This is a genomic window from Eubacterium sp. AF34-35BH (genome assembly GCF_003477765.1).
Taxonomy (GTDB): Bacteria; Bacillota; Clostridia; order Lachnospirales; family Lachnospiraceae; genus Eubacterium_G.
The window spans coordinates 226,800-239,223 of the sequence record NZ_QUDZ01000004.1 but is presented as its reverse complement, the minus strand read 5'-3'; the positions used below and the strand labels follow the sequence as shown (position 1 = coordinate 239,223).

The window sequence follows — 12,424 nt, the reverse complement described above, 5'->3', positions numbered from 1 at the left end:
AAAATAAATTTCATATTTAATTAATAAAACTATTATAGATTAATATATGTAATACTAGGAAAGGAAGTGCTATTATGGCAAGAGAAATGGTTCCTGTAACATTACTTACAGGTTATTTAGGAGCAGGTAAAACAACATTATTAAATCAGGTACTTACAAACCAGAAGGGTTATAAAGTAGCCGTTATCGTTAATGATATAGGTGAAGTAAATGTAGATGCATCTCTTATTGCAAAGGGCGGACAGGCTACATTACAGGATCAGAATCTTGTACCTCTTCAGAATGGATGTATATGTTGTACATTAAGTACAGATTTAATTAATCAGATTATAGATTTGGTACAGTCAGGAAAATTTGACTATATTTTAATTGAAGCAAGTGGTATTTGCGAACCTATTCCAATTGCTCAGTCAATTTGTATGTTAGATGGTTCTTATGACAAGAGAGCAAAATTAGCAAGACTTGATAATATCGTTTCTGTAGTTGACGTAGCTAGAATGGCAGACGAATTTGGTTGTGGTGACAATCTTGTAAAAGATGATATTGATGAAGAAGATATTGAAAATCTTTTAATTCAGCAGATTGAATTCTGTAATACAATTATTTTAAATAAGGTTGACACAGTTACACCTGAACAATTAGCTAAAGTAAAAGCGATTATTAGAACACTTCAGCCTAAGGCTGTTATGTTTGAAACTAATTATGGTGAAATTGATGTTGATGAAATTCTTGATACAAAGAGATTTGATTTCGAACAGGCAAGTATGTCAGCAGGTTGGATTCAGGAATTAGAATCATTTGATAATGAAGAACATCATGAAGAAGATGACCATGAAGAACACGAGCATCACAATCACGATGAACATGAACATCATCACGATCACGACCATGAGGACGAGCACCATAAACATCATCATGACGAAGAAGATGACCATGAACACGAACATCATGACCACCATGACCATGAAGAAGGTCACCATCATGGACACCATCACCATCATCACCATGGAGAAGGTGAAGTTGAGGAATATGGTATTGGAACTTTTGTATATTACAGAAGAAAACCATTTGCAAAAGAAAAATTTGAAGACTGGTTAGATGAAATGCCAAAAACAATCATCAGAGCAAAAGGTATTATCTGGGCTGCTGAAAATAACAATGATGCATATATGTTTGAACAGGCAGGAAAACAGATTAACATTAGCAATGCGGGACAGTGGGTTGCAACAGCTCCTCGTAGAGTTAGAGCTAAAATGATGAAAGAAGATCCTACACTGGTAAATGATTGGGACGAAGAAGTAGGAGACAGAATGATTAAGGTTGTATTTATTGGCCATGATATGGATAAAGAGGCAATTATTGAAAGCCTTGATAAATGCTTAGCTTATTAATCAGATAATATGAGTAACAATATAAATAATTATATTATTGTTTCATTATAGTAATAAGCAATTAAAAGCTTATATAAAGTAAAAAACGTAGTTTTTAAATATCTAAAAACTACGTTTTTTATATACCTCATAATAATAAAATAATAATAAAACAATCAATTATTAAAAGAATTAATTTAATATAATTGTCTTAATATAACTTTTAATTCAATAAATTTAATATAATTGCAATCGTTACAACTATATTAGTTCTAAAATTCTTTTTATACTGTCTTACGATTCTTAAACTATCTTTCTTAAACTATCTTACGGTATAAAGCATATGCTTTACCAACGATTGTACAATCATCAACTATAATAGGATCCATATTGTCATTTTCAGGCTGAAGACGAATATAACCATCTTCTTTATAAAAAGTCTTAACTGTAACCGAATCATCTATTAAAGCAACTACAACGTCTCCGTTATTAGCAGAGTTGACCTTCTCTACAATTAGAAAATCACCGTCATAAAAACCAATATTAATCATGCTTTCACCTTGAATCTTTAAAATAAAAGTTTCATTGTTAGGTAGAAATTCTGTAGGAAGAGAAAAATAATCTTCGATATTTTCAACTGCAAGTAGTGGTTCACCGGCAGCAACACGTCCAATAATTGGAATATTAGTCATGTCTCTTCTTGTTAAACCGAATTCATCATCAATTATTTCGATTGCACGTGGCTTAGTAGGATCTCGTCTTATATATCCGTTCTCTTCTAATGTATTAAGATGTGAGTGGACGGAAGAAGTAGAGCGTAAGCCAACTCTTTCACATATTTCCCTAACTGTAGGTGGATAACCTTTTTTCAAAATTTCTTCTTTTATGTAATCTAAAATCAATTGCTGCTTTTCACTAATTTTTCCTGGCATAAAATTTTTTACCTCCTTTTTTCAAAAGTACCATTTATGGGACTACCTATATGATAATATTAACATAGTTCCTGATAAAAAACAACAAGATTTCGAAAATATGTTCGAAAAAATATTGACAAACGTTTGTTCGGATGATAATATAACATTACAGAACAAGAACAGATGTTCTTAAAGGGATAAGCAATACATACTAAAAGAGCTATGCGAGGAGGAAGATATAATGAATACAGGCAGAAGAGACGTGATTAAGAAAAGAAGAGTTAATCTGTTACGGAGAAGAATAGTTATTGTTGGTGTTACATGTATAGCAATGTTTTTAATATGTGCCACATTTGTTAATTTATATAATGTGAATGCAAATAATACAAGTAAGAATCCTTTATATAAATATTACACAAGTTACCAGATTGAACCAGGTGATACATTAACATCTATTGCTCAGAAGTACACAATTAATAGTGATGTATCTGTACAGGATTATATTGATGAGGTTAAGAAGAATAATAATCTTGTTAGCGATAAGATTAACAGTGGAAGTTATTTAGTTGTTTCATATTATTCAAACGAGTATAAATAAAGCTTGCCTTTATTTTATACCATATATATCTTTAGTTAGCCGCAAATGTTTAACGCACATATTCATTTGCGGCAATTTTTTTATATATTTACTATATTTGTGAGTAGTATTTGAATTAATTTTTTATTTAATTATGTTTAGATTTTCTTATTTTTAATCTTTTCTCAGTTTGACGGCGTTTCTGGCTTTGCGTCTACGTTCGTCTTCAATAGCTGCGTAATGTTTTTTTGTAGTATTTACATCCTTATGACCTAAAACATCTGCTACAAGATAAATATCACCGGTTTCCTTATAAAGAGCAGTGCCATAGGTACTTCTCAATTTATGAGGCGTAATTTTTTTCAAGTTAGTAACTAAGGAAGAATACTTTTTGACCAAATTTTCTACAGCTCTAACACCGATTCGTTTTTTTTGAATAGAAAGAAAGAGTGCATTTTCATGACCGGATATAGGAACAATTAATTTTCTTTCTTCAATATAGTCTAAGAGAGCTTTTTCAACTTCTTCACCAAAGTAAATAACGGTTTCGTTGCCACCTTTACGACGGATTTTTATACCGGAATTCTTAAAATCAATATCATTTATGTCAATACCAACACATTCAGAAACACGAATACCAGTTCCAAGTAAAAGAGTCAATATTGCTAAATCTCGTGTTTTAGTTTTAGCATGAAATTTCTGTTGAGATTTCGTTAGCTTATCGCCTGTGTCAACTTCATCAAGTAAATTGCCCACTTCATCAGCGTCTAATCTTATAATTTCCTTTTCATGGATTTTAGGCATACTTACAATAGAAGCAGGATTAGTCTTAATCATCTCTTTTTTATAAAAGTATTTGTATAATGTTCTAAGACAGGCAAGTTTTCGCATTATGCCACGTTCTTTGTTAATATGCTCCTTGCCATCTTCAGTTACATAATACTTTAAGTATTCAAGATATTCTTCGATATCTGTTGCAGTAATTTTATCTAAAATATCCAGTGGTAGAGAGGTGATTTCTTTATCTTCCACATTAGGATTATTTTCTTTTAAATAATTAAAGAAAACAATTAAATCATATCCATAACCAATACGTGTACGGGAAGAAGTAGTAGGCTCGATTCCTCTAAAAAAATCCTTGCAAAACCATGGTAATTTTTTTTGTAATTCCCTTAATTTTAATTCGTTATTTATTATTACCTGATCATGGTAATTTCTCGTTGTGTTATTTTTTTCAATGTTTGGCATATCTAAACTCCTTAAATATTTGGGTTAATCAAAACTCTTGTTACATAAAGCTGTAAAAATACTGTTTTTACAGTCTGGATTTCCTTTGGTTAATGTTTTAACTAAATTCTTTATATATTCTCGTTTTGTATGACCATCAACTGGACATGTATTTTTAGCAATCGGCAACTGATATTTATTTGCAAAGCCAATTACTTCCTTTTCAGGCACATACATTAACGGTCTGATGACTTTTAAATTAGTATTACTCAAATGAGTAACAGGAGAGAAGCAGTGGAACCGCCCTTCATACAACAACGACATAATAGCTGTTTCTATCATATCATCTTTGTGATGAGCATAAGCAATTGTATTGAAACCAAGCTCCTTTGCATGATTGTTTAAAGCCCCTTTACGCATTTTTGCACATAAAGAACATGGATTAGATTCCTTTCGCTTGTTAAAAACAATATCTGAAATTTGTGTTTCGACAATATGTAAATCAACATCTAAATTAGAGCAATAGTTCTTAATTTGATGGAAATCCTGTATACCAAAGCCTAAATTAATTGTTATACCAATTAAATCAAAGCTTTTAGGATAAAAGCGTTGAAGTTTTTTCAATGCATAAAGTAGAGTTAAACTGTCTTTACCGCCGGATATACCCACAGCAATTTTATCTCCATCATTTATCATATTATAGTTGTCTATTGCCTGGCGGACATAACTAAATAGTTTTTGTTCTTTCAAATTTAAACCTCCAAATTAAACAATATAGTGAATTATATATATGCTACGTTTATTAAGAATCTAAAAAAGACGAATAAAACCGTTTGCAGTTTTATTCGTCTTTTAATTATAGTATTAATCTAAATATAAATCGAACTAGCAATTGATAATTCTGTTAATAGACTAATTTAACTAATATATTCATTTATGCTTATTGTATTAAATATAAATATTTAATACAACCTTAAATAACGTTATATATAGCAAATTATAATTTCAAGAAGCAGATAATTTTTTTATCTATTTTACATTATTAATTAGATTTTTTTACTTATAACATAGAAAGCAGATAAAACTTATAATTAGAATAACACAACTATTCGCAAAAGACAAGTTTAACGAAAAGTATGTCAAAGAAAATAGTATAAAATATAGCTTAATAAGCTTTTTAAAGCACATTTTCAATTAAATTCTTAAAATATTCAGGAATAGGTGCTTCATATTCTACATATTCTTTTGTTGTAGGATGTATAAACCCAATTGTTTTTGCATGCAAACATTGTCCCTGTAATTTAAAGGGACATTTGTTATGGTTATAAACATCGTCACCAAGTAACGGATGATTTATGCTTGCCATGTGAACTCTAATCTGATGTGTACGGCCGGTTTCTAATTGAAACTCACATAAAGCGTATTTATCAAATTGTTTTAAAACTTTGTAATGGGTAACTGCATGTTTTCCGTTGCGTTCATTAATTGCCATTTCCTTACGTTTTGTAGGGTGTCTGCCAATTGGTGCATCTATTGTACCTTTAGTTTCATCGAAACGTCCCTGAACTATACCCCAATATTTTCTTGTAATTGTATGTTCTTTTAATTGTTCAGCAATAAAATTATGGCTGTAATCATTTTTACAAATTATTAAGGCGCCGGTTGTATCTTTATCAATTCGATGTACAATTCCAGGTCTTAAAACACCGTTAATGTTTGATAAATTGTCTTTACAATGATACATTATTCCATTAACCAAAGTACCTGTATAATGTCCTGGTGCAGGATGTACAACCAAATCTTTAGGTTTATTTACGATTAAAACATCATCATCTTCGTATATAATATCTAAAGGTATGTTTTCAGGCTCTATATTAGCTGTAACCGGCTCAGGAATATTAATTGTTATGCAATCATTTTCCTGAACTTTATAGTTTGCCTTAGACGATTTTTCATTAACTAAAACATCGCCATTTTTAATTAATTTCTGTATATAATTGCGGGAATTATTATCTAATAAATCTGTTAAATATTTGTCTAAACGTATATTTTTATTAGATGAATCCACGTAATAAGTTTCACACATATTTAATCTATTAATTCCTTTCAAGTCAAGTATATTATAACGTAATTTAATATTCGGAATGAATATTATTTACACAAATGTAATACTAATCTATATAAATTTAATGTTAATCTGTATGATTTTTAAATTAAAATAGTTAAATTTAAAATATTGAAACAATTTGTTTACTACATTTTGTTATCATTTTATTATTTTTAATGTTTCTTTAAAGAAATTATTGTGTTAAAATCTTCTTCATTAATTTTTAATATGCATAATAAAACAATTCCAATACATGAAATTGTTACATAACAGTCGGCAACATTGAAAACCGGAAAGTTAATTGGTTTAAAATAGATAAAATCAACAACATAGCCTTTTACTACTCTGTCAATTAAGTTCCCTACTGCTCCTGCCAGCAACATTGATAAAAATATATTTAAAATTAAGAATATTTTATTATTTGTTTTTTGATACAGTAAATTAACATTTCTACTGAAAATACATATAAAAAATATTGCAATTAAAGTAAATATAATAAACATTAATATTTTGCCGGAGAACATTCCCCAGGCTGCTCCTCTGTTTCCACCATCTAAATAATGTAATAATAATACATCTTTTATAATGTGAAAGTCATTTTTGCCTTTTAAAGCAATTATTGCAGCATATTTGCTTATCTGATCAATGAAAACTAAAAACAATGCAAAAACAAGCATTTTTAGGTTTGATTTTAATGTTTTATTCATTTACAATTACCTTTTTAACACTTTCTAATAAATCATTTTTTGAAATTTCACGGTTGATTGAGGCTTCACCTATGGAATTAGCTACGATAAACTTAATAATTCCTGAATCCATTTTTTTATCATTTAAAGTTGCTTCAACAACTTCTTTAGCCTTAATATCTGATGTCTCAATTGGCAACTTATATAATTTAAGTACATCTAATATTTCATGGTACTGGTCTTTGGTAATAAAACCTTTCTTGTATGATATGTATGATGCAGCGTTAATTCCAATTGAAACGCACTCTCCGTGTAAAAGAGAAAAGTTCTTTGTTTTTTCAATAGCATGGCCAATTGTATGGCCAAAATTAAGTAGTGCACGTTCGCCTTTTTCCTTTGGATCATTTTCAACAACACATCTTTTTATATTGCAGCTAACAAATAATAACTGACGTAATGTTTCATAATCTTTATTTAAAACACCATCAATATTTTCTTTAAGCCAGTTAAAATATTCACCGTCTTTAATAATACCATGCTTGATAACTTCGCCCATGCCTGATAAATATTCTCTTTCTGGAAGGGAATTTAAAGTGCTTAAATTCATATAAACTAATTTAGGCATGTAGAAAGCACCAACCATATTTTTGTAAGCTTTAAAGTCAACACCTGTTTTGCCACCAATGCTTGAATCTACCTGAGATAATAATGTTGTTGGAATTTGAACAAAATCAATACCTCTTAAATATGTTGCTGCAGTATAACCTGTCATGTCTCCTGTAACACCGCCACCTAGAGCAAGAAGCATATCGTTTCTGTCAAATTTATTTACGATTAAATCTTCGTAAATGTCGTTAATTGTATCCAAATTCTTATACTGTTCTCCAGCTTTAAATTCGTGTAAAATAATCTGTTTGCAGTGTGGCTTTAGGAGATTTGAAAGTTCTTCTCCATATAAAGGACCAACTTTTGATTCTGTAACGATGCATAATTTTCTGTTTTTTATGTTAAATTTTTCTAATTCTACTAAAAGATTTGTAAAAGAATCTGAGAAAACTATGTCGTAGCATGGCTTTTCCTCGTAGTTTACTGTTATTCTGTTTGATAAGTTTTCTAATGCCTTTATCATTTCTGTCTCCTTATTTATTATGTATTTGATATTAATTATTCATAAACTCTTATTTTAATTAAATTTCTACCTTTTTTCGTTTCTTTAAGCACACCATCATAAATAAATCTACCCTTGCCTCTTACAGATACAATATCGCCTTCTTTAACAGTTGCTCCATTAGATGTGGTTGATTTTCCGTTGATGAAAACTTTTTTCTCTTCAATTAATGGAATAATACTGTTTCTGGTTGCTTTAAAAGCAGTTGCAATAAGACTGTCTAAACGTACATTAGAAATAGTTCCCATTACTTCTCTTAAGTTAGGAACAATTTCTAAATCAGTTGAATCTGACAAATTGATTTTTATTTGAGTGTGTTTTATTTTAAATAAATTATCAATTATATAATCAGCAATATCTTCTTTACAATAAACATAAGCATCTTTTTCCTTAGTAAAAATATCGCCGATTTTACTTCTGTTAATGCCTAAATTTAAAATAGCACCTAAATAATCCCTGTGACTTAAAGTGTCTGAAAATTTGGAATTAATAGGAGCTATGTGTAATACAGATATAGGAATATGTTCAGTATAATATATCTCCTGTGGAGAAAATACTAAAATCTTTCTTTCTGCATAATTATTACCTCCTGTAACATCTATATTAACAGGAGGTAATGTATTTTTTATTTGATTAAATATACTAAGTTCATTAATATTTAGAAAATCAGAATATGTATAAATATTACGGTCGTATGAAATACGAGCTAATTCTTTGATTCTGTTAGTTAAAAATAATTCGTCTTTGTTCATAATATTAACATGTCCCGGTTCTAATAACTTCCTCTGGAAGAATAATTATGTGATGAATAGTCACTTGTGCTGTCGTTTACAGAGTCCTGAAAATCACCCGTAATATCTACTGAATGAGGAGTTACTAAATAAATGTAACCACTGATTTTCTGAAGATTTCCTGAAATAGCATAGCAACCGCCAATAACTGAATCAACAATACGCTGTGCTAAATCAATTTTGATACCTTCTAAATTAAGTACAACTGACTTGCCATCTAATAATGTATCGATAATTTCTTTTGTAGTTTCATAATGTGTTGGTTTGATAACGCATACTTCCATATCTGTTCCTGATGAAGAACCCCTCATAGGTACAACCTTACTGTTTCTTGAACTTCTAGAACTTCTTATGGATTGAGCGGCTCTGCTTCGTGTGTGTGTTGTTGAACGTGGAGCTTCTTCTTCCTCCTGACGTTCAGCTTTTGCGGCAGATCTTCTGGATGGTGTTGGATGATCTATTTCTTCTTCGATTTCATCGTCAATATCATCATAGTAATCATCATCATATTCATCATTATAATCCATTGTAAATACGCTTTTTATTTTATCTCCAAATTTTGACATATTATTCTCCTAATTTAAATATTATAGTTTCTTTCTCCAAAAATTCCGGTTCCAACTCTAATCATTGTTGCTCCTTCTTCTATTGCAACCTGGTAGTCACCAGTCATTCCCATTGAAAGCACATTCATACTAACATTATCAATGTTTTTCTCTGTTATGTCAACCGATAATTTCTTCATATTACGGAAATATTCTCTATTAGTTTCAGGATTATCCGTATATGGCGCAATTGTCATTAAGCCTTTGATTCTTACATGCTCAAGTTTACTTATTTCACGTACTAATTGTTCTGTTGTCTCAGATGTAATACCAAACTTACTTTCTTCATTTGCCATGTTAACTTCAATAAGAATATTGGCAATTTCATTTTTCTTTGCAAATTCTGTTTCGATTTGATTTGCAAGTCTTAAAGAATCAACAGAGTGGATTAATTCAACTTTACCTACAAGATATTTAACTTTATTTCGCTGCAAATGACCAATCATGTGCCATCTTATGTCTTTGGGTAAAATCTCGTATTTTTCAGTTAATTCCTGTACTTTATTTTCACCATAATCTAAAACTCCAGATGGTAGAGCCTCTTCTATTGCTGTGTAAGGTTTGGTTTTGCTTACTGCAATTAAAGTAACTTCTTTTGGATCACGTCCAACTTTCTCGCAGGATTTAATAATGTTTTCTTCTACCTGTTTTATATTTTCTAGTATCATTTATATTCACCCTTTCTATTGGAAAATTATCTGATTTTCTGAAACTTTGCTTGCATCTAATACAATACGGTCATATATTTCAAGACCGGATGTTTCATTTGCCACAATGTAATACTCATCTAAAGTATCTAATATGTTAACAATTGTAAATACTGTGTAACCGTTATTTATATTGTAAACGCCCATAAAATCCCTTGTTCGTTCAACTACATAGCTTGAATGTGAATCGGATTTTGTTATCACATCGCCCGGTTCAAAATAAGACTGGGCTACATAGTAGTTGTCATCGTCGCTGTATGCAATCGGTGGATAGTATATTTCAGATTGATTAGTTTTTGAATTCTGTAGGTTAAATCCTATACTGTTGCCATTCTCACCTTTTTTGCTATATTCTTTTGGAATAACATATAATTTGCTTGTAACAACTGAAGATTTAGGAACTTTTAATCCGGATACAGGTGTTTCAACAATTTCTATATCCAAAAATCTGTCTGTTGCATATCTTATTGCATATTTAGATAATGTAATAACACCATATTTCTTCTTGTCTTTTCCTTTTACAATCTTGAAATTAGCTGTTGTTGTCAAATTGTCCTTCAAAAACTTAACTGAAATTTTTGAAGTGTTTTTGTATTTTTTTATATCGCTTTTGTTAAACTTTAAAACAATGTTCCATTCTTCATCATTTATTGTTTTATAAATAGGTGAACCTTTTTCTATTTTGTCACCTGAAGAAAAATGAGCTGTTGTATAATGATTTTTATCAAAGTCGGACTCTTTAACTCTCTTAGGTGTTATTGTTTCGTAATCATCAACTCTATATAGCACTATACCTGTTGCCTGAGATTTCTGAATTGAAAAAATATCACCTTTTTCTTTTGCCATCTTTTGTAAAGAATTCATATTTATTAAGTCAACAACCGTGCCCTTAATTGTGCTTTTAAAATCATATACAGATGAAAAATCCATGTCATCAAAATTATTTGTAAAATCATTTAATAAATCATTTATTTTAGAGAGATTTTCATCTGTCAGCTTAGAATTATCTTTGCTGGAATCTAAAAGAATGTCACTTAACTGACCTGTTGAATCAATACTATATAAAGTAGAGTTCTTTGACACCCTTGAACCTTCTCTTATAAAATAATCAATGTAACCTGTCTGAGAGGCATATTTTATAATTTCTTTTCTAAGGGCAATTCCATGATAAGAATTGTCCAATTTCTCTGCGTTAGAACCTGCATTTACTTCGTAGTATTTTGTCCTTTCTGTTGTAAAATATATAACAATATTTATAAACAAATATATTAAAATAAGACCGAATATAACGATTCCAACATTAATATTTAAAAATTTAGTTTTTTGTCTGTCTTTTTGTGTACTCATATATAATAAGTTCTCCTTAAACCTCATATAATTATCGTATAAAATACATTGTAAGTCAACTAAAATAGGCTGTTTTAAATAAAAATAGGCTGTTTTTTAATAAAAAAACTATGAATGTATTTTTTTGTAATAATGGGAAAACATATAAATATGCTGATAAAGGAGGTAAGTATATGAATTCAAAAGGATTAGACTATTTTGCATTAGTTGTTACTATAATAGGTGCAATTAACTGGGGACTTATTGGTTTTTTCAAATTTGACTTGGTTGCATTTCTATTTGGCCAAATGTCATGGATTTCACGAATTGTTTATGCAGTAGTCGGTTTATGTGGATTATATTTAATTAGTTTATTTGGAAGAGTATTATCTCTTGGAGAAAAATAACTAAATATTACATTAATAAAAGGAAGTATCTATGCTATATATCGTCATTAACCAACTTGCTAAATGATGTTAACATTTTCACTTCCTTTTATTGATTTAGTATTTAATTCTTATACATTTCACGCCATTCTAAGTCACCACGATTTAATGACTTAATTAAAAGCTCTGCTGTAGCAACATTAGTTGCTAACGGAATATTATGAATATCGCATAAACGAATTGCTTTGTGTATGTCCGGCTCGTGAGATTTTGGATTTTCAGGATCTCTTAAAAAAATTAATAAATCCAAGTCATTTTGTTCTATCTGAGAGCACATCTGCTGTTCACCACCTAAATGGCCGGCTAAATATTTGTAAACATTTAAATTTGCTGCTTCCTCAATTAATCTTCCTGTTGTGCCTGTTGCGTATAATGAATGCTGACATAAAATTCCCCTATATGCTATGCAGAAATTCTGCATTAGTTTTTTCTTAGAGTCATGTGCAATTAATCCAATATTCATAAACATCCTCCTTATATTTTTCAGTATATTTTTGCTT

14 protein-coding genes are annotated in these 12,424 nt (G+C 29.8%); 3 read left to right on the top strand and 11 right to left on the bottom strand.

From position 1 onward, the window contains the following. The first annotated feature begins 74 nt into the window (after positions 1–74). The gene (locus DWZ69_RS06355; RefSeq protein ID WP_118436491.1) at positions 75–1,391 is read left to right on the top strand and encodes a GTP-binding protein; all 1,317 of its coding nucleotides are present in this window, start codon (positions 75–77) and stop codon (positions 1,389–1,391) included. A gap of 296 nt (positions 1,392–1,687) precedes the next feature. Here the strand turns inward: DWZ69_RS06355 and lexA are convergent, their stop codons facing one another. After that, entirely contained in the window at positions 1,688–2,302 is a 615-nt protein-coding gene (lexA, locus tag DWZ69_RS06350) for a transcriptional repressor LexA (RefSeq protein WP_117999610.1), read from the bottom strand. A 223-nt stretch (positions 2,303–2,525) separates the two neighbouring features. Between lexA and DWZ69_RS06345 the strand changes: the two genes are divergently transcribed. Then, positions 2,526–2,882 carry a LysM peptidoglycan-binding domain-containing protein gene (locus DWZ69_RS06345; protein WP_243002591.1) on the top strand — a complete coding sequence of 119 codons (357 nt, stop codon included), beginning with the start codon at positions 2,526–2,528 and terminating at the stop codon, positions 2,880–2,882. A 153-nt stretch (positions 2,883–3,035) separates the two neighbouring features. On the opposite strand, the gene DWZ69_RS06340 is transcribed toward DWZ69_RS06345, so the two are convergent. From DWZ69_RS06340 to DWZ69_RS06300, 9 genes are all read right to left on the bottom strand, one after another. Continuing rightward, positions 3,036–4,109, bottom strand: a complete 1,074-nt coding sequence (locus tag DWZ69_RS06340) for a tyrosine-type recombinase/integrase (RefSeq protein ID WP_117999609.1) — start codon at positions 4,107–4,109, stop codon at positions 3,036–3,038. Positions 4,110–4,133: 24 nt separating this feature from the next. Next, positions 4,134–4,838: a tRNA 2-thiocytidine biosynthesis TtcA family protein gene (locus DWZ69_RS06335; protein WP_118436489.1), complete on the bottom strand. Its 705-nt coding sequence runs from the start codon at positions 4,836–4,838 to the stop codon at positions 4,134–4,136. A 427-nt stretch (positions 4,839–5,265) separates the two neighbouring features. Further along, positions 5,266–6,174, bottom strand: a complete 909-nt coding sequence (locus DWZ69_RS06330; RefSeq protein ID WP_117999607.1) for an RluA family pseudouridine synthase — start codon at positions 6,172–6,174, stop codon at positions 5,266–5,268. 194 nt (positions 6,175–6,368) lie between these two features. After that, positions 6,369–6,902, bottom strand: coding sequence for a signal peptidase II (gene lspA, locus DWZ69_RS06325; protein ID WP_118436487.1), 534 nt, complete (start codon positions 6,900–6,902; stop codon positions 6,369–6,371). Further along, positions 6,895–8,010: a 3-dehydroquinate synthase gene (gene aroB, locus DWZ69_RS06320; protein ID WP_117999605.1), complete on the bottom strand. Its 1,116-nt coding sequence runs from the start codon at positions 8,008–8,010 to the stop codon at positions 6,895–6,897. The genes lspA and aroB overlap by 8 nt, the downstream gene beginning before the upstream one ends. 35 nt (positions 8,011–8,045) lie before the next feature. After that, positions 8,046–8,801 (bottom strand): YlmH/Sll1252 family protein, encoded by a 756-nt coding sequence (locus tag DWZ69_RS06315; protein ID WP_117999604.1) that lies wholly within the window; start codon positions 8,799–8,801, stop codon positions 8,046–8,048. Between the two features lie 20 nt (positions 8,802–8,821). Then, positions 8,822–9,406 (bottom strand): cell division protein SepF, encoded by a 585-nt coding sequence (locus DWZ69_RS06310; protein ID WP_117999603.1) that lies wholly within the window; start codon positions 9,404–9,406, stop codon positions 8,822–8,824. A gap of 14 nt (positions 9,407–9,420) precedes the next feature. Beyond that, positions 9,421–10,113: a YggS family pyridoxal phosphate-dependent enzyme gene (locus DWZ69_RS06305; RefSeq protein WP_117999602.1), complete on the bottom strand. Its 693-nt coding sequence runs from the start codon at positions 10,111–10,113 to the stop codon at positions 9,421–9,423. Between the two features lie 15 nt (positions 10,114–10,128). Further along, positions 10,129–11,499 carry an HlyD family efflux transporter periplasmic adaptor subunit gene (locus tag DWZ69_RS06300; protein WP_118436485.1) on the bottom strand — a complete coding sequence of 457 codons (1,371 nt, stop codon included), beginning with the start codon at positions 11,497–11,499 and terminating at the stop codon, positions 10,129–10,131. A 173-nt stretch (positions 11,500–11,672) separates the two neighbouring features. On the opposite strand from DWZ69_RS06300, the gene DWZ69_RS06295 reads away from it, so the two are divergent. Then, positions 11,673–11,885, top strand: coding sequence for a DUF378 domain-containing protein (locus DWZ69_RS06295; protein ID WP_022166109.1), 213 nt, complete (start codon positions 11,673–11,675; stop codon positions 11,883–11,885). Positions 11,886–11,988: 103 nt separating this feature from the next. On the opposite strand, the gene DWZ69_RS06290 is transcribed toward DWZ69_RS06295, so the two are convergent. Next, entirely contained in the window at positions 11,989–12,387 is a 399-nt protein-coding gene (locus DWZ69_RS06290; protein ID WP_022166108.1) for a methylglyoxal synthase, read from the bottom strand. Between the last annotated feature and the right edge of the window lie 37 nt (positions 12,388–12,424).

Bases quoted from the DNA above. Each gene is read 5' to 3' on its own strand.
- DWZ69_RS06355 (WP_118436491.1), top strand. From the start codon at position 75: ATGGCAAGAGAAATGGTTCCTGTAACATTACTTACAGGTTATTTAGGA.
- lexA (WP_117999610.1), bottom strand. From the start codon at position 2,302: ATGCCAGGAAAAATTAGTGAAAAGCAGCAATTGATTTTAGATTACATA.
- DWZ69_RS06345 (WP_243002591.1), top strand. From the start codon at position 2,526: ATGAATACAGGCAGAAGAGACGTGATTAAGAAAAGAAGAGTTAATCTG.
- DWZ69_RS06340 (WP_117999609.1), bottom strand. From the start codon at position 4,109: ATGCCAAACATTGAAAAAAATAACACAACGAGAAATTACCATGATCAG.
- DWZ69_RS06330 (WP_117999607.1), bottom strand. From the start codon at position 6,174: ATGTGTGAAACTTATTACGTGGATTCATCTAATAAAAATATACGTTTA.
- lspA (WP_118436487.1), bottom strand. From the start codon at position 6,902: ATGAATAAAACATTAAAATCAAACCTAAAAATGCTTGTTTTTGCATTG.
- aroB (WP_117999605.1), bottom strand. From the start codon at position 8,010: ATGATAAAGGCATTAGAAAACTTATCAAACAGAATAACAGTAAACTAC.
- DWZ69_RS06315 (WP_117999604.1), bottom strand. From the start codon at position 8,801: ATGAACAAAGACGAATTATTTTTAACTAACAGAATCAAAGAATTAGCT.
- DWZ69_RS06310 (WP_117999603.1), bottom strand. From the start codon at position 9,406: ATGTCAAAATTTGGAGATAAAATAAAAAGCGTATTTACAATGGATTAT.
- DWZ69_RS06305 (WP_117999602.1), bottom strand. From the start codon at position 10,113: ATGATACTAGAAAATATAAAACAGGTAGAAGAAAACATTATTAAATCC.
- DWZ69_RS06300 (WP_118436485.1), bottom strand. From the start codon at position 11,499: ATGAGTACACAAAAAGACAGACAAAAAACTAAATTTTTAAATATTAAT.
- DWZ69_RS06295 (WP_022166109.1), top strand. From the start codon at position 11,673: ATGAATTCAAAAGGATTAGACTATTTTGCATTAGTTGTTACTATAATA.
- DWZ69_RS06290 (WP_022166108.1), bottom strand. From the start codon at position 12,387: ATGAATATTGGATTAATTGCACATGACTCTAAGAAAAAACTAATGCAG.